The organism is Paenibacillus sp. FSL K6-0276, from assembly GCF_037977235.1.
GTDB lineage: Bacteria > Bacillota > Bacilli > Paenibacillales > Paenibacillaceae > Paenibacillus_AQ.
Map to the genome: position 1 here is coordinate 4,414,034 of NZ_CP150276.1, position 25,802 is coordinate 4,439,835.

19 protein-coding genes, 1 pseudogene and 1 other annotated feature are annotated in these 25,802 nt (G+C 42.4%); of the genes and pseudogenes, 1 reads left to right on the plus strand and 19 read right to left on the minus strand.

What is annotated here, in order from left to right:
* Window positions 1-22 precede the first annotated feature (22 nt).
* The 17 genes and pseudogenes from MHH52_RS20915 to MHH52_RS20995 form a co-directional block, all read right to left on the minus strand.
* Complete coding sequence (locus MHH52_RS20915; RefSeq protein WP_313638837.1) at window positions 23-1,012, minus strand: zinc ABC transporter substrate-binding protein; 990 nt, start codon at window positions 1,010-1,012, stop codon at window positions 23-25.
* Between the two features lie 221 nt (window positions 1,013-1,233).
* On the minus strand, window positions 1,234-3,246 hold the full coding sequence (gene metG, locus MHH52_RS20920; protein WP_340004278.1) for a methionine--tRNA ligase: 2,013 nt from the start codon (window positions 3,244-3,246) through the stop codon (window positions 1,234-1,236).
* Window positions 3,247-3,295: 49 nt separating this feature from the next.
* Window positions 3,296-3,556: a binding site (T-box leader), on the minus strand.
* Between the two features lie 39 nt (window positions 3,557-3,595).
* Window positions 3,596-3,859, minus strand: coding sequence for a membrane protein insertion efficiency factor YidD (yidD, locus tag MHH52_RS20925; RefSeq protein WP_234532379.1), 264 nt, complete (start codon window positions 3,857-3,859; stop codon window positions 3,596-3,598).
* A gap of 2 nt (window positions 3,860-3,861) precedes the next feature.
* Window positions 3,862-4,323: a Fur family transcriptional regulator gene (locus MHH52_RS20930; RefSeq protein WP_042129860.1), complete on the minus strand. Its 462-nt coding sequence runs from the start codon at window positions 4,321-4,323 to the stop codon at window positions 3,862-3,864.
* Window positions 4,324-4,547: 224 nt separating this feature from the next.
* Window positions 4,548-6,782: a stalk domain-containing protein gene (locus MHH52_RS20935; RefSeq protein WP_340004279.1), complete on the minus strand. Its 2,235-nt coding sequence runs from the start codon at window positions 6,780-6,782 to the stop codon at window positions 4,548-4,550.
* Between the two features lie 915 nt (window positions 6,783-7,697).
* A complete protein-coding gene (locus tag MHH52_RS20940; protein WP_340004280.1) occupies window positions 7,698-8,489 on the minus strand; it encodes a response regulator in 792 nt (263 codons plus the stop codon).
* Entirely contained in the window at window positions 8,464-10,320 is a 1,857-nt protein-coding gene (locus MHH52_RS20945) for a sensor histidine kinase (protein WP_340004281.1), read from the minus strand. Before MHH52_RS20945 ends, MHH52_RS20940 begins: the two co-directional genes overlap by 26 nt.
* A 128-nt stretch (window positions 10,321-10,448) precedes the next feature.
* On the minus strand, window positions 10,449-11,279 hold the full coding sequence (locus MHH52_RS20950; protein WP_313638806.1) for a carbohydrate ABC transporter permease: 831 nt from the start codon (window positions 11,277-11,279) through the stop codon (window positions 10,449-10,451).
* On the minus strand, window positions 11,279-12,163 hold the full coding sequence (locus MHH52_RS20955) for a sugar ABC transporter permease (protein WP_340004282.1): 885 nt from the start codon (window positions 12,161-12,163) through the stop codon (window positions 11,279-11,281). Before MHH52_RS20955 ends, MHH52_RS20950 begins: the two co-directional genes overlap by 1 nt.
* Before the next feature lie 127 nt (window positions 12,164-12,290).
* Window positions 12,291-13,700 carry an extracellular solute-binding protein gene (locus MHH52_RS20960; RefSeq protein ID WP_340004283.1) on the minus strand — a complete coding sequence of 470 codons (1,410 nt, stop codon included), beginning with the start codon at window positions 13,698-13,700 and terminating at the stop codon, window positions 12,291-12,293.
* A 425-nt stretch (window positions 13,701-14,125) separates the two neighbouring features.
* A complete protein-coding gene (gene pflA / locus MHH52_RS20965; protein ID WP_340004284.1) occupies window positions 14,126-14,863 on the minus strand; it encodes a pyruvate formate-lyase-activating protein in 738 nt (245 codons plus the stop codon).
* 217 nt (window positions 14,864-15,080) lie between these two features.
* Window positions 15,081-17,342, minus strand: a complete 2,262-nt coding sequence (gene pflB / locus MHH52_RS20970; protein WP_340004285.1) for a formate C-acetyltransferase — start codon at window positions 17,340-17,342, stop codon at window positions 15,081-15,083.
* 251 nt (window positions 17,343-17,593) lie between these two features.
* On the minus strand, window positions 17,594-20,215 hold the full coding sequence (gene adhE / locus MHH52_RS20975; protein ID WP_340004286.1) for a bifunctional acetaldehyde-CoA/alcohol dehydrogenase: 2,622 nt from the start codon (window positions 20,213-20,215) through the stop codon (window positions 17,594-17,596).
* A 399-nt stretch (window positions 20,216-20,614) separates the two neighbouring features.
* Window positions 20,615-21,700 (minus strand): annotated as a pseudogene (locus tag MHH52_RS20980) (extracellular solute-binding protein).
* 532 nt (window positions 21,701-22,232) lie between these two features.
* Window positions 22,233-22,871, minus strand: a complete 639-nt coding sequence (gene pgmB / locus MHH52_RS20985; RefSeq protein WP_340004287.1) for a beta-phosphoglucomutase — start codon at window positions 22,869-22,871, stop codon at window positions 22,233-22,235.
* A gap of 32 nt (window positions 22,872-22,903) precedes the next feature.
* On the minus strand, window positions 22,904-23,305 hold the full coding sequence (locus tag MHH52_RS20990; protein WP_313638814.1) for a glycosyl hydrolase family 65 protein: 402 nt from the start codon (window positions 23,303-23,305) through the stop codon (window positions 22,904-22,906).
* Window positions 23,298-23,438 carry a hypothetical protein gene (locus MHH52_RS20995; RefSeq protein WP_340004288.1) on the minus strand — a complete coding sequence of 47 codons (141 nt, stop codon included), beginning with the start codon at window positions 23,436-23,438 and terminating at the stop codon, window positions 23,298-23,300. Before MHH52_RS20995 ends, MHH52_RS20990 begins: the two co-directional genes overlap by 8 nt.
* 297 nt (window positions 23,439-23,735) lie before the next feature.
* On the opposite strand from MHH52_RS20995, the gene MHH52_RS21000 reads away from it, so the two are divergent.
* Window positions 23,736-24,461: a Crp/Fnr family transcriptional regulator gene (locus tag MHH52_RS21000; protein ID WP_313638815.1), complete on the plus strand. Its 726-nt coding sequence runs from the start codon at window positions 23,736-23,738 to the stop codon at window positions 24,459-24,461.
* Window positions 24,462-24,635: 174 nt separating this feature from the next.
* On the opposite strand, the gene MHH52_RS21005 is transcribed toward MHH52_RS21000, so the two are convergent.
* Complete coding sequence (locus tag MHH52_RS21005) at window positions 24,636-25,427, minus strand: formate/nitrite transporter family protein (RefSeq protein ID WP_313638816.1); 792 nt, start codon at window positions 25,425-25,427, stop codon at window positions 24,636-24,638.
* Between the two features lie 52 nt (window positions 25,428-25,479).
* A complete protein-coding gene (gene nirD / locus MHH52_RS21010; protein ID WP_340004289.1) occupies window positions 25,480-25,800 on the minus strand; it encodes a nitrite reductase small subunit NirD in 321 nt (106 codons plus the stop codon).
* Window positions 25,801-25,802: the final 2 nt, after the last annotated feature.

Genomic DNA, 25,802 nt, shown 5'->3' on the forward strand with positions numbered 1-25,802 from the left:
CCTTTTCCTTATACTTTCCTTTTTATTGTAAAGCCATAATCAGATTTTGCAAATTTTTCTCCATCAAGGTGAAGTAGTTATCCCCGTTCTTTTCTTGCTCCGCAGTAAGACCCTCTACCGGATTAAGAACCATTGTAGACACACCGGCTTCAGCTGCTAACGTCTTAGCCAGTTTATCGGAGACCAGCTCTTCAAAAAAGATATACCGAATGTCTTCTTCTTTAACCATCTTCGCCAGGTTCACTAAATCCTGTCCACGCGGCTCAGCGTCTGGGGATAATCCCATAATCGCATGCTGTTCAAGCCCATAATCACGAGTAAGGTATGAAAATGCTTGGTGCGAGACTACAATTTTGTGGTTAGGCAGCTTTGTAAGCTCTTGTTCAAATTTACTATCCAAAGCCTGTAAACGTTCAGCAAGCTTATTGTAACGCTCTTCATAACTATCTTTATGCTCTGGGTCCACGGACTGAAGACTTTCTTTTATATTGCGGGCCATAATGATCGCTGACTTCGGGCTTACCCAGGTATGTGGGTCTGTATGAAGGCTGTCCCCAGCAGCATGGCTATTATGATCAGCATCTTCCTCATGATGATCCTCTTCACCACTCCCCCCGTGATCATGTCCGTCATCTTCATCGGTCATTATTAAATCAATGCCTTTACTTACTTCAACGGCTACCGCCTTGCTGCTACTATCAAGTCCTTTTAGAAAATTAGGAACCCAACCCTCAAGCCCTGCTCCATTATACAGGAACAATTGCGCTTTGGAGGTGTTGATAATATCCTGACTGCGCGGTGTCCAATCATGTGGCTCTACGCCAACTGGAAGCAAATTAATGGCATTTATATCATCTCCACCAATTTCCCGAGTAAACTCATAAATAGGATAAAAAGTGGTTACAACATTTACTTTCCCTTCAACTATACTTCCACTGCTCTTAGGTCCACATGCAGTGAGTGTAAATACAAGCACCAGTGCAAGTATAAGCAGACTTATTCGTGACTTCATAGCAACCATTAAATTGATCTTCCTCTCAAATCGTAATCTTTACTATTAGAAGTATAATAGTAATCATTACGATAAGTCAACAATAAATCCTGGTAAGATGACTCTGAACCTTAACCCTGCTTATACTTTGAAAAAAGGAATGTTCCCACAGCTTATCCAGCTGAAGGAACATTCCCTTTCTTAATATAACAATTACATTTATATATTCTACATAACTAGTCTTACTTCACAATAGCTCCATTTGGCATGCTGTCTGGAACTGTGGCGATGGTCAACTGATCACCTTTAGAAGCCGCTAGAATCATTCCTTGAGATAACTCCCCACGAAGCTTCACTGGCTTAAGATTCACAATACAAATCACTTTCTGTCCCACCAACTCTTCCGGTGTGTAAAACTTCGCGATACCAGAAACGACTTGACGCTGCTCATAACCTAGATCCAATTGTAGCTTCAGCAGCTTGTCGGCTTTCTTAACGGGCTCAGCCGCAATGACTTGAGCTACACGTAGCTCAGCCTTCGCGAAATCGTCGATGCCGATCTCTTCTTTATGCTCTTCCTCAGGCTCCGATACTGTAGTCGCAGCAGGTGCTGCTTCGGTCACTTCAGCAGTTGGCTTACCAGCGCCCATTGCTTCTGCGATATAAGCTACCTCTTGCTCCACATCCAGACGCGGGAAGATAGGATTGCCTTTTACCAGCTTCGTTCCTGCCGGAATCAGACCGAAGGTCTTGCCGCTGTCCCATGTCGTCAGCTCACCTGATTCGATTCCAAGCTGTTCCCAAATCTTCGCTGGGGTTTGCGTCACGAATGGTTGCAGAAGAATGGAAGCCGTACGAAGACCTTCCACGAGATGTCTCATCACTGAGGCCAACTCGGCAGTTCTGCTCTCATCCTTAGCAAGCACCCATGGCTGCGTCTCATCAATATATTTATTGGTACGGCTGATAAACGTCCCGATAGCTGTCAGCGCTACGGAGAACTCCATTTTTTCCATTGCTTCTTCTACTTTGGCATAAGTGTTCTCTGCCGCTGCTTGAAGCTCACCATCAAAAGCTGTTACATTTCCCTCATATGCTGGAAGCTCTCCACCGAAATACTTCTCCACCATCGCACCTGTCCGGTTCAACAGGTTACCAAGGTCATTAGCAAGATCATAGTTAACCCGATCTACAAAGCTTTCAGGTGTGAATGTACCATCCGAACCAAACGGTACTTCCCGTAGCAGGTAATAACGCAGTGCATCCAGGCCGTAACGATCAATCAGAGTAACAGGATCTACTACATTACCCTTGGATTTCGACATTTTGCCATCCTTCATAAGCAGCCAGCCATGTGCAAACACTTGTTTCGGAAGAGGTTCACCCAGTGCCATTAGAATAATCGGCCAGTATATCGTATGGAAACGGACGATTTCTTTGCCGACGATGTGTACGTCTGCAGGCCAGAAATTATCGTACAGACTGCGATCCTCGGAGCCGTAACCCAAAGCAGTAATATAGTTCGTCAAAGCATCAATCCATACGTACACTACATGCTTTTCGTCACCTTTAACTTTAACTCCCCAATCGAATGTCGTACGGGAAACCGCAAGATCCTCCAGACCAGGCTTGATAAAGTTATTGATCATTTCGTTCTTACGGGATTCTGGCAAAATAAACTCCGGATTCTCCTCATAAAATTGCAGCAATCGATCTGCATATTTACTCATCCGGAAGAAATAACTCGCTTCCTTCACCAGTTCAACGGGATGACCGCTATCTGGGCTTTTTGCGCCAATGATTAAGCCATTGTCATCTCGAACGATATCAACCAATTGTGTTTCTGTATAAAAGGTTTCATCCGGAATACTGTACCAGCCTTCGTATTCACCTTTATAGATGTCACCTTGCTTGAGCAGTCGATCAAAAATATCCTGAACAACCTTTTTATGACGTTCTTCCGTTGTACGGATAAAGTCATCATTGGAGATGTCTAGCTTGCGCCATAATTCTTTAATACCAACAACGATGTCATCTACGAACTGCTGAGGGGTTTTGCCAGCTTCCTCTGCCTTCCGTTCAATCTTTTGACCATGCTCGTCTGTACCTGTAAGATACCGTACATCATAGCCGCGTAGACGTTTGTAGCGAGCCATTGCATCTCCAGCTACGGTAGAATAAGCATGTCCGATATGCAGCTTATCACTCGGATAGTAGATTGGTGTAGTTAAGTAAAAAGTTTTCTTCTCGCTCATTGATTAATCATCCTTTCTTTCATAAAAAGACAAAAAACTCCCGCCCCTATAATGGGGCGAGAGTATAACTCACGCGATACCACCCAAATTTCCTGTCTCTTCACAGAGAACAGGCTTCGCCAGTTCCCTCGCGGGAACTGTCCATTAACGCTGGAACACGCCGTTATCTTACGTGAACCTTAATTGCAGTTCCCGCTCGAACACAGTTCCTCCCGGACCATATTCAATCTAACGCTCCATGCCGGCTTTCAGCTCGTTCCGGCTCTCTGTAATGGACGTACCGATTTACTCATCCGTTCCTCGGAATTCATACTATTATTGTGAATATACCCAATGGCAAGGGTTCGTGTCAAGTCGCGCGAGCAGAATCCTTCTTCGTGGGGTGTTCCTCAAGAGGCGGAACCGGATCAAGTCCCCCTGGATGGAAGGGATGGCATCTAGCAATCCGCTTGGCAGCAAGCCATGAGCCTTTTAGAGGACCATGGACTTCAATCGCTTCCAATGCATAGGCAGAGCAGGTTGGATAGAAGCGACAAGTGGCAGGCTTAATCGGGGAAATGTACTTGCGGTACACCCGAATGGGAGCCTGAATCGTTCTTCGAAGGGTCGCCATCCTTAAACCCCTTTTTTGTGATTAGCTGCTGCGACTAGTTCTTCTTCCCGGTTCTCTTCACATTCTTTGCAATAACCGAACACCTCAAATTTATGCTTGACTACCCGGAATTGATCAGGTGTATCCGTTAAATTCATCGGGCAGAAATTAATCGGGTAGGTTTTCTCGCATTGAAGGCAGATCATATGATGATGGTGATCCTGATGATTACAGCTTCCCTTGAATTTCACTCCGTCTTCAAAGACGATTTGTTCAAGTACACCAAGCTCTTCCATTACACGCAGATTGCGGTACACGGTATCAAAGCTAAGTCCGCTATACTTGCGGCCCATATGCTCATAGACATCCTTCGCTGACAAATAACCCTTATTCTCGCCGAATAACTTGGCAAGCGTTTTGCGTTGGTCGGTGATTCGCAGACCTTGCCCCGACATGACTTCTAATATTTGTTCTGTCGACAGCATACGCTCATCTCCCATTACATTTCAGTTCATTTATAATTCACTCTCTTAATAATGCCCCAAAATAAATGCCCCGTCAATGAATCAACCGTGCGCATGAGCGTTCATCTGAGTAAATCATACATTTAAATACAAAAGTCCGGCTGGTATTCCTTTGCGGAATATTCAGCCGGACTTTTTATTGCAAGGTGAATCCCAAATGGTGTTTAAGGGATAAACCTATTCTGTTATTTCTTCGCTGGTAGCGGTGTTACCAAGAAATTCACCGGCAAGTTACTACCAGAAGCTGCTGTGAACAAAATCTCCACGGAGCCACCAAAATCACCAGTACGATAAATCACACTATTCATGTCAGCGGATGAGAGACTTCCCGAAGTCGGCATGTGTACGATTTGACCGTTAACCATGACTGGCCCCATGTAATTACCGCCACGTGGATTAAACGTAACCAAGGAATTAGGTGCGACATGATCGAATTTGATTTTGTATAACACGCCGAAATTACCCGCATTGGATGCTTCAGTACCGTTCATTGGGTCTACACCGATCAAATTCAAATCACTCGAATTGTCACCAATAAGAAGTCTCACAGGACTTGCTCCTACTTCATCGCTAACCGTGATGATGCGTGTAGAATCAGCATAAGTTCCTCGGTTATGCACCCCATCACGATCCAATATTGGAAGTGTAGGAAGTGTAGTCAACGGATCTTTATTTGCATCGATCATCATGACATTATATTCAATAGGATAATCACTAAATAAGTCCGCTTGGAGTGAAACAATTTCGCCTGGTTTCATCGCAGTTTTGTTTAGTTCTGTAAGAATCGAGACGCTTTCCCCGGGTTGTAGGACAGTTGTCTTATAATCTCTTCTGGTCTGCATAGACTCCCAGTACCGCTGCACTGACATTTTACCAGTACCCTCAGGATAAGAGTTTGGACCACCAAATCCTACATACTCTGTTGTAATTGTTGTAGGGTACAGATTGTTATTCTTAGCAATCACATACACCTTCGTTTTAATATTCATATTATTCTTGTGGTGGACCAAGAATCGAGTTCCTCCGAATGATGTTTCTTTATACGTGATCCCTTCCGTATTCACTGTTTCTGGGCTGTTACTGCGAATAAGGGTATAAGGCTCGGAAGAGAGGTTATAGGCTACCTTCTGCCAAGTTGGAACCATCGATCCGTCGATGTTAAATACACTACCCGGAGAAGCGAATAATCTGTAGAAATCTTCTTTACTGTACAAGACTTCATCCGAAATATTAATGGTCTTCTCAAAAGTGCTGATTGCGCCATGTGAATCTTTTACTTGAATGGCTACTGTTGCTGGACCTGGAGTGAAGAAAGCTTCTGCTTTGTTTGTCCAAGTTACTTCAATTTGATCACCGTCTGGGTCGCTACTTAGATCCGAATAAGTGATCATTTCACCCATCTTGTAAGAATCCTTGTCTGTCGTGAAATTAGCAACTGGCGGTGTATTTGGTTTAAGCACATTGATGGTCACGGAATAAGGATCACTCCACTGTCCATTCGCATCCATAACGGAATAGGATACTACATAAACCCCTGGTGTATCATAGACATCCTGCTTATTTCCATCCCAACGCTCATCGACAATGGCCGAACCATTCGGCGAAGAACTGGAAGTCACAAAATTCACTGTATCACCAGCATAAATTTGAGTTGGCACTGTAAAAGAAGCTTTAGGCTTCGTGTTCAGCGTAAGAATCACCCGTTTTTGCACATTATCAACAGTATAAGGAATGCCTAACGCTCCAGTGATGGACGTCAAAGGAACCATGAATGTACCCTTGAATTGATAAGCTGGACCTTTCATCGTCACATTTTTACCATTAACGGAATAGATCTTACTGTCCGTCTTAAAGCGCATAACGTCGCTTCCCTTGGTAACAATGGTCTCTTTCGTTTTATAATCATAAACGTATTTCACACCTACGCGCTCTACCATAGCCCGGATCGAAACGTATGAGACACCATTCTTCACGGCCATTGGCTGATTAGCCAAATATTCAACGCCGTTTTGGTACATTTTGTTGCTGTTCATCATAAGTACAAGCTGATTACTAGCCGCAGCACGAACACCATCCGTCGATGTAGGCTGTGTAGTAGTTTCAGGTGTTGCAGTAGGGATCGGAGTAGGCGTTGGTACCGTTGTTGATGTAGGTTCGGTTGTTGTCGTAGGTTCAGTTGTTCCTCCAGTATTTGGAGTTGGAGTTGGTGTAGGTGATACTACTCCCCCTGGCACCTCAGTTGGCATTGGCGGCAATGGGTCAGTAGCTTCTGGCATTACATCTGTCACAGATGTGGCAGATGCTCCTACTGCATTGGTATTACCGGAGGTATTATTGACAGCTTCGGCAAAAGCCGGCACTGCCGAGGCGGCCTGAGATATGGCCAAAACAGCAACTAACGTTAATTTCTTTAAATCCATGATATGACTCCTCTGCTCCTATTTGTAAATATAAGTAGGTCTCTGTCTTTTTCATACTCCTCTTATATTCCCCGCAAAAACGCAACCGCCCTCAGCAGAGCGGAAGAATTGCTTTTTGCCACGTTCGTTATAACAAAACATAGTATTAGACGCATTCGGCCGCAAAAAGTTTCATTTTAAAGTAAAGAAAGATTAACTCAGTATTAAAAAAAACAAATCCAACCTTTCAGTTCCTCCCAGAAAAAATTGAGGTTATCCATATAAATATGTGTATTTTGCGCCTAGGTATATTCGTTTTCATTTGCTTTTGTTCGTAATCTCGCAAACAAAATATGCAAAGTTGAGTAGGGAACCACACTGCCATTTGTAAAAACTACCATGACAAAGAAATGGCTATCCCATGCTCAAGCTATAACTCCCTGCTTCAAAACCTGGACCATACAATTGCTGACCTCTCATGCAAACAAATCAGTGAAAAACAGGCTCAGACCGTAGCTCTTAAAGCACAATTCCACATTCATTTTCAGTTCTCCCAGTTCCCCTTCATCCCAATCTAAAGCCCTAATCACGATTGCTCTGCTAACGTCTTATACATCTTTCTTACACTCTATTTAAAACATATGATATTTTTTCGGGGGTGTAGGGAACATATTATATTTCTATTGAGAAAAGAGATGATTCTCCTTGGAAACCAAGGTGAATCATCTCTACTGTTTAAAATCATTTAATTAATCTTAGCTTATGTACTTCTATCACAGCCATACGTAAATCGCACATTGCTCTTTATCATGCTATCATTGGATTTCAACCGCGAGCTGCGGTTTCTAATCAAGAAATCCGATAATAACAGCGACCGTAAGTCCAAATATTCCTCGCAGAGACGCTAAACCTCACCACACTGCAGTAACGCCGACCTCACTGCGCTTCGGCCCGGCATCGGTCGCGATACTCCTTAGGAGACATCCCCGTCTGCTTCTGAAATACCTTTGTGAAATAACGTCGTTCCTGATAACCCACTCCGGAACCAATCACCGTAATGCTCTTATCGCTATTAGTAAGCATAAACTTAGCAGCTTCAATTCGCTGTAGTGTTACGTATTCCACGAAAGTCATTGCAAAATGATTCTTAAACAAGAGACAGAAGTAACTGCCGCTAATGCTGATCTTATTCGCCACTTCCTCAATCCCGATATCTGAGTGGAGATGTTCAGTGATATATTGGGCGGCTAAGTTCATTAGCTGATCCGGTGTTTTTTTGCCAGAATCATTGTCTGCTCCAGGGATCTCCTGGAATAAGGGGATGCTGTTATACAGTTTATTTTTAAACTGTTTACTACGGATATTAGCTCCGATCTCCCGTACCTTATTGCCAAGTTCTTCATAATGTATTGGCTTACAAATGTATTCTTTAACCCCTAGCCGGATCGCTTCTCGTGCATAGTCAAACTCCTGATACCCGGTAAGAAGTAGCACCTCACTATCCAATCCAATTTCCCGCAACTTTCCTACAAAAGTTAACCCGTCCATCACTGGCATACGAATGTCACTTAACACAAGATCGGGTTGCTCCTCTTCAGCAATGCGCAAGGCGTCCATACCACTGCGCGCCATACCGACGACCTCCATACCCATCTCCTGCCATGGCAACACTCTGTTCAGATTATTCAGAATTGGGGCTTCGTCATCTACCAATAATACTTTTAGCATAATGATCTTCCCCCTGCTCGTATTTAGGTATGACACATTGAATTATAGTACCATAGCCTGGACTGGAACAAATAAATATTCCGTACCTGTCACCGTATTCAATGCGGATGCGATCTGCTACACTGCGAATGCCAAGACCCCTACGTTCAAGATTCATCCGGTTATCCCGTTCAACTTTAACCTCTTGCTCCACAGGATCATTCACAATATATTGGAAAATGGACAACTGAGACGGTGTAATACCAATACCGTTATCTTCAATCCGTAAAATCAAGTCCCCTTGCTTCTCCCATACTTTCACAGAAACTTGACCTTTGTAATCAATACCCTCAAATCCATGCTGAATGCTATTCTCTACAAGCGGTTGCAAAGTAAGCTTTAGAATGCCGCAACTCATCAATTCTTGTGGGATATTAATATCATATTCAAATAAATCCTCAAACCTGAATTTTTGAATATCTAAATAATTGCGCAGATGTTTAATTTCTTCATCCAGTGTAATTTCTTCTCGATCCTGAATGCTGATACGTAAAATACTTGCCAGTCTGTAGACCATCTCACTAACTTTCTTACCTTCATTTTGTATCGCCAGAACATTAATCGACTCTAACGTATTGAATAAAAAATGTGGTTTGATCTGTGCCTGTAGAACACGCATCTCCGCTTGATTCTTACGACGCTGTTCCACATGGATTCTGTTAAACAACCCATTAATTTTATCCATAAGATCATTAAAGCCTTTACCAAGAAGCGTTAATTCATCATTCCCCTTTACTTCTACCCGCGTAGTCAGATCTCCATCCTCAACCCGTCGCATAAAACGAACAATTACGGCTATTGCACCAGTAATCCGATTCATAAAGAATAAATTGAAGATCACTGCTGCCAAAAAGCAAAGGAAAATTACTCCGACAAACCAGCGTGCAAATACTGTAACTTCACGAGACAAAGTGTTCCATGAAGTTACAGACACTAGACTCCATGGATAATCTTTCAAATGATACATAGAGAGAATGCTTTTCTCCCCGTTATACTGTGTTTTGAAACTCTGAAACCCTTTTTTAAAGGTAATCTCTTTATTCGCGAATGACTGAATATCCTGTCCATCCAGCTTTTGATCTGGGTCGAATAGAATCATTCCGTCATCATTTACAAGCATAAACGAAACATCCTGATTGCTATCCCCAATTTTTAAATTGCGAAATATAGATTCGAACTCCCAATTTTTGATCTGCACAACGAGGATACCTATGTTCTGAAAGAAGCTCAATTCCTTCACGAGTCGAATTTGTGTAAACACAGGTTCAGTTCCCGTAAGTTCGGGATATTCATGAGGAGCCAGCCATTTCGGCACGCCATTCAAATCCATTACTTCCTGGTACAAATCACTTTTCTTGAATGTATCATAGGGTAGCGTTCGGAAATTTTCCTTGGTAAAAAGCGACACGATTTCAGAGTTACCTCTACCGTTAAAATTGTACAAAAAAGCATAGCTGATCGATGGGTGGTTAAACAACAGACTACGGAAATTGCGCTGGCTAGCATTCAAATTGAGTTGCTCAGCATCAGTTAAATCCTGATTAGCAGGATCTTCTGCGCTAAGGGCCATATGAAAAACCGAGGTAGCAATTCCGTTGTCTGTAACGTTATCCATATCTTTTAACACATTAGAAATACTGTAACTAATTGCTTTGAGAGAGTATTCCGATTGCTGGCTATACTTTTTCTCGATAGAGTTATAAGTTACAAAAAACATAAGCATGCCTAGAATAAATAAGGGAATGATAATCAGGCCCAAAAATGCCGTAAATAATTTATAGCGCAAATTCATCGGCTAGTGCTCCTGACCAAGCATAATCGCCTTCGGCGTCCTTATAAGGACGGTAAGCGATTAAGCGAGAAATATAAGGCTAAAGGATAGGGTAAAACTGATACTTTCGTATATTTTGAGAAAAAAAGTTATCCTTTAACGCCGCCCGCTGTTACACCTTCAATAATCTTTTCCTGTAAAATCGCATAAATAATAATTACTGGAAGCACGCTGAAGACGATACCCGCTGACATTTGAGCATAGTTCATCTGGTATTGATCGCGGAATTGAACCATACCTACTGGGAGCGTACGCAGTTCGTCATTCGAAAGGAAATAGTTTGCCAGCAAGAATTCGTTCCAATTTCCCAGGAAATTAACAATGAATACAGTAACCATGGCAGGTACGGTTAGAGGTACAATAATTTTAGCAAAGATACCTGGTGCCTTCAACCCATCCATGACCGCCGCTTCTTCAATTTCTCTAGGCAACGAACGCATAAATGCAGCCAATATTATTATCGTAAATGGAATTGCATTCGCGATATAAGGGATAATCAACGCCCAGTGCGTATTCAGAATCCCCATCTTACGTACAATCGTATAAATAGGAAGCATCAATGCGTTGTTTGGAATCAGCATTCCCACCATAACTAGCGAGAACAAAATCGTATTCCATTTGCCTTGGCGCATCCGTGTAACTGCGAAAGCAAACATAGACGCTAGAATGATAGACACTACAGAAGCCAATATGGAAATGTACAAACTGTTAAAAAAGTAGGTGCTGATCTTGGCATTCACCCAAGCTTCAACGTAGTTAGAGAAGACAAACTCCTTTGGAATACCAAAAGGGTTAAGCGCTATTGCATTGTTATCCTTTTTCACAGAAGAGAATAACACGAACAGGAAAGGAAATAGAATAACTAGCAGATAGGACAAAAGTGCGACATGTGGCAGACTCTTTTTCAGGGCGCGTGGCATCAGTATTCAATCCTTTCTGTGCGTCGGGCTATCAGCAGCTGATAAACGGCTGTAACCACCAGTGTAAATACAAAGATCAGGACTGCGATGGCATTACCGTACCCGTATTTAAAGTTAGTAATCGCATATTTAATCATGTAAGTTGCCATTACATCGGTTGAACCAGCAGGTCCACCCTTAGTCATAACAATTACGATATCCGCCGCTTTCATTGCCCCAGCAATAGACAACATGATCACGACTGAGATGATTGGAACGATTAGCGGAAGTGTGATGCGTGTAGCACGTTGGAATCCAGTTGCACCATCAATGGCAGCAGCTTCGTCCAATTCGCCTGGTATCGACAAAATAGCTGCCAGTACCATTACAATATAGAATCCGGTCCATTGCCAAGCATTCGTGATCAGGATCGATAACATTGCGAATCTTTCATCCGACAGCCAGTATATTGGGTTAATACCAACTAAGCCAAGAACCTTATTTAAAAGTCCAATGTTGGGCTCATAAATGAAGCCCCATAGAATACCGATAACTGCTGTAGACATAATGGAAGGCATGAAGACTGCTGTCTTGTATAAGCCTTTTAGCTTCTTTACATTTGATATCAATAACGAGAAGAATATGATTAACGGCACCTGTACAAAACAGGAGAAAAGAATGAACCAACCGTTATTTTTGACAGATATCCAGAATCGTTCATCTCCTAATGCCTTCTTAAAATTACTGATTCCGGCAGACTTGACTGTGTCAGATACACCATTCCAGCTAGTAAAGCTGTAATAGATTGAACTGAAGATGGGATAGATGAAGAACATCGTGAACAAGATCAGTGCTGGAAGAATAAAAAGGAAAAATACCAATGGATTTCTTAGCGCTTTATTCATGACTACCTCCGGTTGCTTTGACATCTGGCGAACAATGAATGTTTTAGATCTTTGCAAACACATAAATTCTTTAAGTTTAAAAATGTACCCTGGTTCTAGCACCAGGGTACATTCAGTTTGCAGCTACTTATTCAACTGCTGCGTTTGCTTCTTCTTGTACCTTCTGTAAAGCTTCGCCCATTTTCTCTGGAGTCGTCTGACCACCAATTAGCTTTTGAATTTGAATGTTACTGATTTCTGTAGTTACATCAGCTTGAACAAGAGAGTCAAATGCCGGGAACGAAGATTGTGAGTTATTAAGTACACCTACGATTTCGCTCATCAGATCATCAGTAATATTCTCATTCAGTACGTTTTGGTCAATTTTCATTGCTGGTAATACGCCATCTTCAACAAGTCCACGCAATTGCATTTCTTCGTTAAACAAGTTTTTGATAAAAGATTTCACAGCAGCCAATTGACGTGGATCTTTCTCAGCAGAAGCAGAGAAGCCGTAGCCATTGTTCACATCGCGCATCAATGCAGTTTGGTCGCCCACTCCGCCTTCAACTACCGGGATATTGAAGAATCCAACTTTACCGATCAAACCTTCGCCAGATTGGCCTGTTTTAAATACGGAGGATTTCCAAGTACCATCATACAGCAGGATTGCTTCACCACTAGTGAATTGTGTTGTATATTCAGCATACTCAAAACCAAGTTCGCCTTTTTTGAAGTATCCTTGGTCAACCCACTCTTTGTACTTCGCAAAGCCTTTTACAACATTTGGATCAGTCCATTTAGCTTCGCCAGTTGCAAATTTAGCAGTTACATCCGGACCTGCATAACGTGACCACAAGTGGTTAGCGAGCATAAGTGGTACCCAACCAGCTTTGGATGCACCAGCTAAAGGTACTTTTCCGTCAGCCTTGATGTCAGCCAATTGTTGTTCCAATTCTGCAAATGTTGTTGGCGCTTTCCAACCCTTGCTAGCGTAGTATTCTTTGTTGTAGAAGAATCCTTCACCAGATCCACCGATCGGCAATCCGTAAATTTTTCCTTCGTAAGTGAAAGGATCAAGATTTGAGAATTTATCCTTAATTCCTAGTTCCTCAAGAATTGGAGTTAGGTCAAGTAATTTACCTTCTTTAGCATAGATCTTAGAGTCAGGGCTACCGAATAGATCGAAGATCTCTGGTGGATTACCTGCAGCCATTTCACCACGCAATTTTTCTTTACGGTTTACATCTGAATCTACCCCATCAAGTTTAAAGGTTAGGCCCGGTACATCCCCTTCTACCTTTTTCACTACTTCTTGCAGAATAGCCAGACGTTTCTGTTTGTCGGCACCGATCTGAGTGTGACGAATCGTCATTTCGAACGGTTCGTTACTTACCGGCTCTTCTGTTGCTGGAGCATTTGTAGCATCCGCTGAATTCGTCGCGGTAGCGTTTCCATCTCCTTTGTTAGAAGATGTATTATTGTTGCTTCCGCAACCTGCCAGTAAAGCTGATGATACAAAAATCAGGGACAATAGCAAAGTCATACCTTTTTTCATTTTTTGTGACCCCCCATATAATGTTGTGCTTTACACTTCTTATTATAGAAAATAGACTCCATTCTCGTAAGGTTAAGATTCATCCACTATAGGGATAAAAATCTCTAATGAAAGCGGAATCAACTACACAATGCGTAATATAATATAACTTCAATATAGTGAAAGTTGCGGTTAATCACTATTTTATGTAATTTAATCGGACATTTAAGTTGATGAAACGAATAAAACTTTTAATTAATGATACAATATCTATCACACTGAATTTCCAACCTCCTTATTAAGCCGCTGTAACTATATCATGTTTTTACAAGGGTACATACAAAATACCCCCTCTTTAAGACACCACAACGCCCCTCTCATAACAAAAAGCCATTCATTCAGTAGTAAATCACTGAAGGAACGGCTTTACTTAATGTAGATATCAATTATATAAGCGCTGTCTGCTTACGACCTTCTTCGACCAAGCGGTATGCCCGCTGAACTTCTTCGTCCGTAGGGGATGGCACTCCATCCAATTCATAAGGCTTGCCGAGCATTTCCCATTTATAGATACCCATTTGATGATAAGGTAATATTTCAAATTTCTCAACGCCATTTAAGGTTCCAATATAACGACCTAAATTAATAAGGTCCTCTTCACGGTCGTGAATGCCTGGAACATATACATGTCTAATCCACATCTTACGATTATGATCCGACAGCCAGCGTGCAAGCTTTAAGGTACGATCATTAGATTTGCCAGTTAACTTAATGTGTGCTTCATCATCAATATGCTTCAAGTCAAGCATAACCAAATCAGTAACATCCAATAAGTCATTAATCTTATCACCTTCGTTATAACCGTTACTATCTAGTGTGGTGTGCAAATTCCAACGTTTCTTCACTTCCGTAAATAACTGCTTTACAAATTGAGCCTGCAAAGTTGGTTCACCACCGGATACAGTCAACCCGCCTCCGGAAGTACGATAGTAGTTCAAATAAGGCTCGATCTCGGAAAGCACTTCTTCCAGACTCATTTCTTTGCCTTCATCTAAAGCCCAAGTATCAGGATTATGACAATATTGGCATTTCAACAAGCAGCCCTGCATGAATAAAACAAAACGAATACCAGGTCCGTCAACGGTTCCAAAGGTTTCCAAAGAGTGTATGCGACCTTTAATCATAGGATGTCATCCTTTCGCCACGACAGACTAACAGTCCCTCTTTCACGAAGAAGCTCCCTGTCCTTGAGACTGTCGTTTCCCTTAATCGCGGCTGTGAAATTTAAAATTTTAACGATTCTCAAACAAGATATTACCGCCCTTGAGACAAGGGCGGTATCTTCCTTGCAATTATTTCAATGTAGAACTTAAGTCAAAGATCTTCTTGAATAGGAACTAATTACATCGAACCATGGAATGTACGGTTAACTACATCCAATTGTTGTTCGCGAGTCAGCTTGATGAAGTTAACAGCATATCCGGATACGCGGATAGTCAATTGTGGGTAGTTCTCTGGGTGCTCCATAGCATCCATCAATTGTTCACGGTTAAATACGTTAACATTCAAATGTTGAGCGTTGTTATGGAAGTATCCGTCCATCATGTGTACCAGATTAGACTTACGTGATTCCTCTTCTTTACCCAGTGCCTTAGGTACGATGGAGAACGTGTTAGAGATACCATCTTGTGCATCGGAGTAAGGCAGTTTGGCTACAGAATTCAGGGAAGCCAGGGCACCTTTCTTGTCGCGTCCGTGCATTGGGTTAGCACCTGGTGCGAATGGTTCGCCTTTCTTCCGTCCGTCAGGTGTAGTACCTGTCTTCTTACCGTACACTACATTCGAGGTAATAGTCAGTACCGATTGAGTCGGCACAGCATCACGATAAGTTTTGTTTTTACGGATCATTGTCATGAAGGTTTCAACCAATTCTACTGCGATGCTGTCTACAGCATCGTCATTGTTACCGTAGCAAGGGAATTCGCCTTCGGTTTCGAAGTCAATTGCAATACCTTGTTCGTTACGAATTGGTTTAACCTTCGCGTATTTAATAGCACTCAGGGAGTCAGCTGCAACGGACAGACCAGCGATACCGCAAGCCATAGTACGCAGAATATCACGGTCATGCAGTGCCATTTCAATACGTTCGTAAGAATATTTGTCATGCATATAGTGGATGATGTTCAAGGTGTTAACATAAGTCTTAGCCAACCACTCCATCATCGGTTTGAAGCGTTTCATTACTTCGTCATAATCCAGATATTCAGAAGTGATCGCTGGGAATTCCGGTCCAACTTGTGCTCCAGATTTCTCATCTACGCCACCATTGATAGCATACAGCAAAGCTTTTGCCAGGTTAGCACGAGCGCCGAAGAACTGCATTTGTTTGCCGATGCGCATTGGAGATACACAGCAAGCAATCGCATAATCATCACCCCAGTATGGACGCATCAAATCGTCATTTTCATACTGAATTGCACTAGTTTCGATGGAAACCTTGGCACAATAATTTTTGAAGCCTTCAGGCAATCTTTCGGACCACAGAACAGTTAAGTTTGGTTCCGGAGCTGGACCCAAGTTGTACAGAGTGTTCAGGAATCGGAAGCTATTCTTTGTAACACGAGTTGTTCCGTCTTCTGCCATACCACCAATGGATTCAGTTACCCAAGTAGGGTCGCCGGAGAACAGATCGTTATAGTCCGGTGTCCGCAAGAATTTCACGATACGCAGTTTCATTACAAAATGGTCGACAATTTCTTGTACTTGTTCTTCAGTCAAAGAACCTTCTTCAATATCGCGTTCTGCATAGATGTCTAAGAAGGAAGATACACGTCCCAGGGACATCGCCGCACCATTTTGCTCTTTAACTGCTGCCAGATATCCGAAGTATACCCATTGAGTAGCTTCCTTGAAGTTGGTCGCTGGTTTGGAAATATCCATACCGTGAGCAGCTGCCATTTGTTTCAATTCGCCCAGTGCACGAATTTGCTCAGACAGCTCTTCACGCAAACGAATTACATCTTCAGTCATGGAATCAACTTCGAGCTCAGTTAGTTGTTGTTTTTTGTCTTTAATCAGGAAATCAATACCGTACAGAGCGATGCGGCGGTAGTCACCGATGATGCGTCCGCGGCCGTAAGCATCAGGAAGACCTGTAATAACGCCGGATTTACGCACTGCTCTCATGTCTGGTGTATATGCATCAAATACGCCTTGGTTATGCGTTTTGCGAATGTTCGTGAACATATCAACGATGTTTTGTGGAAGCTCGAAGCCATAAGCCTTCGTAGCATCAACCATCATCTTGATTCCGCCGAAAGGCTGAATGGAACGTTTGAAAGGGGCGTCAGTCTGCACGCCTACAATTTGTTCCTTGTCCTTATCAATGTAGCCTGGAGCATGTGAAGTGATTGTGGAGACAGTATCCAAGGAAACATCCAATACGCCGCCTCTTTCTCTTTCTTCCTTGCTCAGTCGGGAAATAATCTTCCACAGTTCAGTGGTGTTACTAGTAGGTCCTACGAGGAATTCCTCGTTTCCTACATAAGGTTTAATGTTACTAGTGATAAAGTTATTAACGTCAACTTTCTTGGACCATTTACCTTTTGCAAAACTTCTCCAACCGGATTTCACTTCATTTACATCTTTTTCAATCACCGACATGCTAAATCCCTCCATCTATATTTATTATATTTGTAGAGATCGCGGGCTTGAAGGTTGATCCCGTGTCTCGTGATCCCAAAAAGATGTGGTTGTTCTAAAATTCACAATCAACATTTCATATGTGGGACCGTTGTTTATATAAACATTTTAGTTTACTTTCTATATAAATACTGTGACAAATATCACCTTTCCAGTGATATTTGTCACTTTTATCTAATCCACTACTATCCTAATCTCTATTTAACCAATTATTAATTATCGAATCTTCCGTAGAATGCATTACGGTATACATCTGCAAGTTCAGATACCAATGGCAGCTTAGGATTGGCAGTTGTACACTGATCTTCAAATGCGCGGTCAGCCAAGTAATCTACGCGGGATTCAAAGTCCTTAGGATCAAAGCCCAGTTGTTGGAACGACTCTTCGATACCCAATTTTTTATTCATATCGCGAATAGCATTGATCAGGCTAGTTACACCTTCTTCAGTTGTGCGAGCTGGCAATCCCAGAATACGAGCAATTTCTGCGTAGCGCTCATCAGCTACGAAATGCGAATATTTAGGGAACGAAGCGAACTTCGTAGGTTTCTTAGCATTGTAGCGGATAACGTGTGGCATAAGGATCGCATTAGTACGACCGTGAGCGGTGTGGTACTGTCCGCCCCATTTATGGGCTAAACTGTGGTTAATACCCAAGAACGCATTTGCGAAAGCCATACCAGCCAGTGTTGATGCATTGTGCATTTTCTCACGGGCAAGCTTGTCACCTTGTAGTGCGGATCTTTCTAGATATTGGAACACCAGTTGAATCGCTTTGATAGCAAGACCATCGGTGTAGTCACTCGCCATAACAGATACATAAGCTTCGATAGCATGTGTCAATACGTCCATACCTGTATCAGCAACAGCCGTTTTTGGCAAGCTGTAGACAAACTCAGGATCGATGATAGCTACGTCTGGTGTCAGCTCGTAGTCAGCCAAAGGATATTTAGTATGGTTTTCTGTTGTTTTGTCTGTAATAACTGCGAAAGATGTAACTTCCGAACCTGTACCCGAAGTTGTTGGAATCGCAACGAATTTCGCTTTATTTCCAAGTTTAGGGAATTTGTAAACCCGTTTACGGATATCCATGAATTTCTGTTTCAGACCGTTAAAGTCTGCGTCTGGATGTTCATAGAATAACCACATTCCTTTTGCAGCATCCATTGGGGAACCACCGCCAAGTGCGATGATGCAGTCCGGTTGGAATCTGTTCATCATTGCTGTACCTTTTTCAACAGTAGTTGTCGATGGATCTGGTTCTACTTCGGAGAACACTTCGATAGCCACTGGAGTTTGGCGTTGACGCAGGTAATGTTCCACTCTTTCAACATATCCAAGTTTAACCATCATAGGGTCAGTGATAATTGCTACACGTGTGATATCAGGCATTTTGGCAAGGTACTGAGTTGCACCTTTTTCGAAGTAAATCTTGTCAGGTACTTTAAACCATTGCATATTCACGGTACGACGATTCACCCTTTTCACGTTGATCAAGTTGATAGCAGTAACGTTTTGCGATACAGAGTTGCGTCCATAAGATCCGCAGCCCAGAGTCAGCGAAGGGATATTGGTGTTATAAATATCGCCGATTGCGCCATGTGTCGAAGGCGAGTTGACGAGAATACGTCCTGTTTGCAGACGGTTAGAGAACTTCATGATCACTTCTTCGTTGTTGGAGTGAATAGCCGAGCTATGACCCATACCGCCAAATTCAACGATTTCAGCTGCGCGTTCGATACCTTGATCAGCATTCTTAACTTTGTAGCAAGCAAGAACCGGACTCAATTTTTCAGCAGACAGTGGGTATTTAGTGCCTACACCTTCGAGTTCTGCTACCAGAATCTTTGTACCGGCAGGAACTTGAATGCCACACATTTCAGCAATCTTCACTGCGGATTGACCAACGATTGCTGGGTTTACTGCACATTTATCTACGTTCATTGCACCGCTAGTCAACTTACCAGCTTCTTCTTTATTAACAAAGTAGCAGCCATTAGCGATCATTTTCTTCTTCACTTGGTCGAAGATTGGTTCTTCAATAATAATTGCTTGCTCGGAAGCACAGATCATACCATTATCGAATGTTTTGGAAAGAATGATGTCCGTTACCGCTTGATCGATATCAGCACTCTTTTCAATGAAGGCAGGTACGTTACCAGGGCCTACACCAAGAGCAGGTTTACCACAGCTATAAGCCGCTTTTACCATTGCAGATCCACCAGTTGCCAAGATAAGAGCAACGTCTGGGTTGTTCATCAAAGCGTTTGTCTTGTCCATTGTTGGCATTTCAATCCATTGGATACAGTTCTCAGGTGCGCCAGCTTTCACGGCAGCATCATGAAGAATTTTAGCTGCTGCAGCACTACACTCTTGCGCAGATGGGTGGAAACCGAATATAATAGGGTTCCGTGTCTTAATCGAAATCAACGCTTTAAACATCGTGGTGGATGTTGGGTTGGTTACTGGTGTGATACCCATAACGATTCCGACTGGTTCAGCAATTTTTTGAAAGTTCTCATATGGATTATCTTCAATAACGCCTACTGTTTTATCATATTTAATTCCGTGCCAGATATATTCTGTCGAGAAGATGTTCTTCGTAATTTTGTCTTCGTATACGCCGCGTCCTGTTTCTTCTACGGCCAATTTTGCGAGGTACATATGTTTGTCGAGTCCAGCCAACGCCATTGCATGAACGATTGTGTTAACTTGCTCTTGGTCTAGCGCCATGAATGCCTCATGCGCTTTTTTTGCTTTATCCACTAAATTCTGAATATACTCTTCAGCGGTAACTTGTTTAACTTGGGCGGCGACCTCGTTCTTAACTGCCATCTCCCTCGTCCTCCTGTCAATTTTTAGTTGTTTTTCTCTACACATTTATCTTATCACATCATTTCCACCTTGTATAGTGAAATCTTTCACAAAGTATAAAGTATTTTTGATTTGTTTTCAAAGCGCTTTCATTCGATCATATTATAGATTTTTTACCTTATTTTATGCTATAAATCCCTTCAAATCTTAAATTATACTTTTACAAGCAAAGTTCACGCCCCATTTTCTTCCTTGATACTCAACATAGCACTTAAAAAAGTTAACCCTTCTTAACAGAAATTTACCTTTTTCCTACGTCGTGATAATCTCCAGTTGATTATCACTATTTCTGTAGATTTATAATTTTATAAATTATAACAACAATAAAATCGACCCCTAAAGGGGCCGATCTTTCCTTCCCTATTCTGCTTTAATCGTATCAAAGAATTTCTCTTGTACTGTTTTGGCTGCAGCTTCAAGCTGGCTCTTGGAATCCGTTCCTTTTTTGGAGAACAGCTATTGAATGACGTTGGACATTGTTGCGTAGTAGTCCTGTGTATTGTATTGAGCTTCAGGTTTGCCATCCAAAAGTCCCATAATGTCAGGGCTATATTGGTATACATTTGTGTATTTGTCATAAACAGCTTTGGTCTTCTTATCGAAATCAGAATCTGCTGAGTAGTAGTCTAAGAGCGGCGGGATAAAGTATTTGCCTTCCGTTGTACGTTGTTGAAGAACTGCATCAAGTGCTTCCAAACCTTTATCAGAGAAGTAGTCAAATGTGATATAATTCAACGCTTGCTCGATAACGCCATCAGATCCGGCCATTACCATAGCTGTACGACTTTGTTGGAACGCACCTACAGCATCGCCCCAGCCCAGTGCCCAGTCTTGAGGAATCGCGTTTGCTTCCCATCTAAGTTTCTTGTAGAAATCCAGTGCTTTAACACCAGCATCGGAATTAAATGTAGCTACAACCTTACCGCCTTCGATCTTTTGAATCTCTCCACCAGCTTCGAACAGGAAGTTGGTCCAGTTCCAACCTACTTCGTTACCTTTACCCATTGGAGCAATACCGGAAATACCTTTTTTGACATCAGCCACGCCTTTAGCCGTATTCAGCATATCATCCCAAGTCCAATCCATTGGTGGGACCGCAACGCCTTTTTCATCCAGCATTTTTTTGTTGATCATAGTAGTTGTTACATAACCCTTTTGTGTGACTCCGAAAACTTTACCATCAATGATAAATTGATTTTGCAACACTGGGTTAATTTGATCTTTAAATTCATTTTTGTTCCATAGATCTGTGATGTCAGCAACCCAGCCCTTTTCAACCAGGAATTTAGCTTCTATTGCGTAAGTATTAAAGAAGGTTGGCGCTTCATTCGCAGCCATTTTGATTCCGATTCCACTTACATTGTATTGCCAGTCGTCTTTTACAATTTCAACGTTTGGATATACCTCTTGGAAACGTTTGATTCTGTCGTCTTCCTGAGCTCTCATTTCAGTCAAGTCAGGTGGTTTTAAAGTTTATTATGGTCATTTGTATGTAGTTTTTTCTGTTGTGCGGATTATACTGAGAGCGAATCAAGGTGTCATTGCGTGGAAACTTTGGATCTCCGACCGCTGTTGTCTCCAGATTTTCTGATTTATACCGCCACTAGCGGATAAAATCCGGAGAGAAAGGCGGACGCTTTCGCTCCTCTATTTCCAAAATCCTATCCTCTTCATTAAGTCCAAAAACTGCAAATGTACAGGTATATCCTCACTTATGGTTCGAAGGCTTCTTCTGGAGCAAGAATAACTGCAGATTTGCAGGAATTAATGCTTTAGCCATCCTCGCATCATTAATAAATGTACTCTTGCAGGTTTATTGCTGGTGATAGTTACTGATTAGTCAACCATTAGCATCTTAGAGCTACAACGTGCTGCTAACACCCTTGATCGACCCTTACATTTACGTAAAAAAGACCCACCCCAAGTAGAATTCACTACTTGTGATGAGTCCAGTACCAATTTAAATGATTCAATATAACTAATCTATCAACAATTCATACAATCCTTTAATGACAAGATCAGCTTCCTTTAGCACTTCCGGCTTGCCAATACCTACTACCTTCATACCTGCAGCCTTACCTGCTTGAACGCCCGCCTCCGCATCCTCAAACACGACACATTCGTCCGGCTGTAAGCCAAGCTCCTGACCAGTGATCAAGAATACCTCCGGATCTGGCTTGGCAAGAGACACTTTGTTACCATCAACAACAGCATCGAACAGATCCGTAATGTTCAGCTTATTCAAAATAAACTCCGCATTCTTACTGGCTGAACCTAACGCAATTCCAATCCCGCGCGATTTCAGTCCAGTTAAGTATACTTTGACTCCAGGAAGCAGTTCCGACTCCTCAAGCTTAGAGATGTATTCTACATATAGGCGATTTTTCTTCTCCGCCATCGCAAGCTTCTCCGCTTCTTCAAATTGTAGGCCGTCGACTTCCAGAAGAATATCGAGCGATCTCATCCGGCTCACACCCTTTAGGCGTTCGTTATCCTCCTCCGTAAATGTAAACCCAAGCTCATCAGCAAGACTCGCCCAAGCCAAATAATGATATTTGGCCGTGTCTACGATAACGCCATCCAGATCGAAAATGGCACCTTTCATATTTTGCAACATGGATTTACTTCCTCTCCGTTGTTAATTAATATCTATACTGTTGTTTCGGTCAAGGCTAACCGCAAGGTCTCACCTGCAGAACAGGAATTCCCTTCTCGTCCTTGCACCGAGAACACCAAAGTTCCGCTGTAATCGGCTGCTGTGATAACAGTAACTTCATCCTTGCTGATCCGCAGCTTAAAAGTATCACCCCGAAGTGTAACAGGAAGCTCAACAGACTGCCAATGTTTAGGCAGTGAAGGTTTGATGTGGACAGTCCACCCATCATAATTCAACCCTGCAAAACCAAGAACTGCAGCCATCCAAGCGCCACCGTTCGCGGCTGGGTGGGTACCACCGATGTAGAGATCCCCTACATACTGTTCTGGATCAAAGTCCTCTTCAATAATTGCCCAAGGATCTACCTTAAGATATTTGTCTGCCATTTTAGCCATGTATGATTTCCCCTTCTCCTGGTTTTTGCTCCATTCTCAGGATATCGTTCCACGCCAGATGCGCCAATGTCTGACCATAATGAAGATGTGTGTATTTATATGGAATTTGAAATCGAACTGATTTTTCAATCATGAATTTTTGCAGTATAATATGTAGAATCTAATAATTTCTTATATTTGTGCAAAAAAAACAGCGACAGACCCATTATTTGAGAATAATAAATTACCACTGTTGATATATAATAAACAATACTTCTTACTCTTTTTTTGTTGAAAATCATATTACATCTAGCACTTTTGAAGTGAAAATAATCACAATGTTGAAAATTCGACACTTTTAAATGGTTTTTCTTAACCAAATCGAAGATTTTAGAGGTATAATTAATTTAAAATTTACTGAAAAACTGAGGGAATAAAGGGGATGTCGATTATGCTAAAAGAACATTACAATGTTATCGAAGCCCACGGAAATACAAACTGTTTCTCCGAACAGAATTTCAACAGACTTCTAGTTACTATGAAAGAGCGCGTTGTTCCAGAGGGTTCACATCTATTCTGGGAAGGCGACTACTCGGATAAATTGTTTTATATCAAACGTGGACGTGTGAAATTAACTAAATCAACGGATGAAGGTAAAGAACTTATTCTTTATATGTACCAAGCTGGCGATATGGTAGGTCAAGCAGACCCATTCTTCAGCACCAAACACAGCTTTACTGCTGAAGTGATTGAAGAAAGTGAAGTTGGCGTCATCGAGCAAAAGGATTTAGAAATTCTCATTTGCCAACATTGTGATTTTGCCATCGACTTTATGAAATGGATGGGCATTCATCACCGTTTAACTCAAACAAAATTCCGTGATCTGATGATGTACGGCAAACCAGGCGCACTTTGCTCCACTCTTATTCGACTTGGTAATACCTATGGTGAGAAGAGCAGCGATGGTGAGAATATCCTCATCAACAAAAAAATTACGCATACAGATCTGTCCAACATGATCGGCGCTACTCGTGAGAGTGTGAACCGGATGCTGAGTGACTTGCGTAAAAAGGACGCGGTTGAGTACGAGAACGGTATGATTGTCATCAAGGATCTAGGCATGCTGCAGGAAATTTGCCACTGCGAATTGTGTCCTAACGAAATCTGCCGCATCTAATTTCCGTTATAATAAACCCTCTATTCTCCTCAACGAAACATATATGACCCAATTATTCTGCACATTATAAAATAGAGTGGTCCAAGGCGCCTATCGAGGGCGTCTTTTTTATACCACAAGAAGAAAAAGAGCTGAGCCCGAAATCGGGTCAGCTCTATAACCATAAATATACTCTTAGCGCTTGTTCTGAATACCTCGCACGGGAGAGATCAACCAGTAAGCCATGCCAACAAATATGCCCCCGCCAATCATATTTCCCAATGTAACGGGTATCATATTGTGTATCCATCCGGCAATAGTAACGGTATCTGGGTGATTCGGGAGCAATACAGCAACGCTCAACAGCGTCATATTAGCTACACTGTGCTCATATCCACTCGCAATAAAGGCAAATAGACACCACCAGATTAGAACCAGCTTGGCGGTTTCACTCTTAGCGCGTGAGGACATCCATAGAGCCAAGCAGACCAGCCAGTTACATAGGATTCCCCGGAAAAAGAGCTCCGAAAACGGAAGGCTCATTTTCTTGGCTGCTGATGCGAAGATCAAATGCTCTGGGGGAGCCGCACTGAATAGTCCAGTTCCGCGGATCAATAGTGCCAAAATGACTGCACCCACCACGTTCCCGACAAATACAAGCACCCAGTTCTTAGCGGTATCCCAGATACTTGTTCTACCTGCCAGCGTACTAACTGTAAAAAACATATTATTCCCGGTAAACAGCTCTGAACCTGCAAATACAACAAGGGTCAGTGCAATTCCGAAGGAGGTCCCCATAATGAGCGGTTGGAATGGAGATTTGGCAGCCGCCAGCGGTGCTCCCAATGAAAAGATAAGGATAATCCCAATACCCACATAAGCACCGGCCAAGAGTGCTGCTAAAAAATATCTTGGTAAGCTTTCATTCATTTTGTCACGCTTACTGACTGCCATCTCTACGATATTCTCCACACTTTGCGTAAACATAATACTCCACCCCACCGGTTTCTATTAAATCTGTTACTACAAGCTTCAGTGTCTACACGCTCACTGTCACATTCTCTCCGTCAAGAGTGACTGGATAAGTCACAACGCTACCTTGGTCCGGTGCCTGCACCTCACCAGTGCGCAGATCGATTTTCCAGTCGTAAAGTGGATCATAAAGAAAGTGACCCGAAACGATTCCTTCAGCAAGCGGACCACCCTTTGGATGAGGGCTACGGTTCTCTAGAGCATAGATTCGTCCATCAGAGGTACGAAATACAGCTAGTTCCACATTTCCAGCCACCACTACCCGGCCAATCTGCATCAGGAAATCCTGTACTGATCCTATCGCATACGTTTGTGTTGTCATTTTCATTG

Coding starts and splice junctions, on each gene's coding strand:
- MHH52_RS20915 (WP_313638837.1), bottom strand. CDS start 1,012: ATGAAGTCACGAATAAGTCTGCTTATACTTGCACTGGTGCTTGTATTT.
- metG (WP_340004278.1), bottom strand. CDS start 3,246: ATGAGCGAGAAGAAAACTTTTTACTTAACTACACCAATCTACTATCCG.
- yidD (WP_234532379.1), bottom strand. CDS start 3,859: ATGGCGACCCTTCGAAGAACGATTCAGGCTCCCATTCGGGTGTACCGC.
- MHH52_RS20930 (WP_042129860.1), bottom strand. CDS start 4,323: ATGCTGTCGACAGAACAAATATTAGAAGTCATGTCGGGGCAAGGTCTG.
- MHH52_RS20935 (WP_340004279.1), bottom strand. CDS start 6,782: ATGGATTTAAAGAAATTAACGTTAGTTGCTGTTTTGGCCATATCTCAG.
- MHH52_RS20940 (WP_340004280.1), bottom strand. CDS start 8,489: ATGCTAAAAGTATTATTGGTAGATGACGAAGCCCCAATTCTGAATAAT.
- MHH52_RS20945 (WP_340004281.1), bottom strand. CDS start 10,320: ATGAATTTGCGCTATAAATTATTTACGGCATTTTTGGGCCTGATTATC.
- MHH52_RS20950 (WP_313638806.1), bottom strand. CDS start 11,279: ATGCCACGCGCCCTGAAAAAGAGTCTGCCACATGTCGCACTTTTGTCC.
- MHH52_RS20955 (WP_340004282.1), bottom strand. CDS start 12,163: ATGAATAAAGCGCTAAGAAATCCATTGGTATTTTTCCTTTTTATTCTT.
- MHH52_RS20960 (WP_340004283.1), bottom strand. CDS start 13,700: ATGAAAAAAGGTATGACTTTGCTATTGTCCCTGATTTTTGTATCATCA.
- pflA (WP_340004284.1), bottom strand. CDS start 14,863: ATGATTAAAGGTCGCATACACTCTTTGGAAACCTTTGGAACCGTTGAC.
- pflB (WP_340004285.1), bottom strand. CDS start 17,342: ATGTCGGTGATTGAAAAAGATGTAAATGAAGTGAAATCCGGTTGGAGA.
- adhE (WP_340004286.1), bottom strand. CDS start 20,215: ATGGCAGTTAAGAACGAGGTCGCCGCCCAAGTTAAACAAGTTACCGCT.
- pgmB (WP_340004287.1), bottom strand. CDS start 22,871: ATGTTGCAAAATATGAAAGGTGCCATTTTCGATCTGGATGGCGTTATC.
- MHH52_RS20990 (WP_313638814.1), bottom strand. CDS start 23,305: ATGGCTAAAATGGCAGACAAATATCTTAAGGTAGATCCTTGGGCAATT.
- MHH52_RS20995 (WP_340004288.1), bottom strand. CDS start 23,438: ATGATTGAAAAATCAGTTCGATTTCAAATTCCATATAAATACACACAT.
- MHH52_RS21000 (WP_313638815.1), top strand. CDS start 23,736: ATGCTAAAAGAACATTACAATGTTATCGAAGCCCACGGAAATACAAAC.
- MHH52_RS21005 (WP_313638816.1), bottom strand. CDS start 25,427: ATGTTTACGCAAAGTGTGGAGAATATCGTAGAGATGGCAGTCAGTAAG.
- nirD (WP_340004289.1), bottom strand. CDS start 25,800: ATGAAAATGACAACACAAACGTATGCGATAGGATCAGTACAGGATTTC.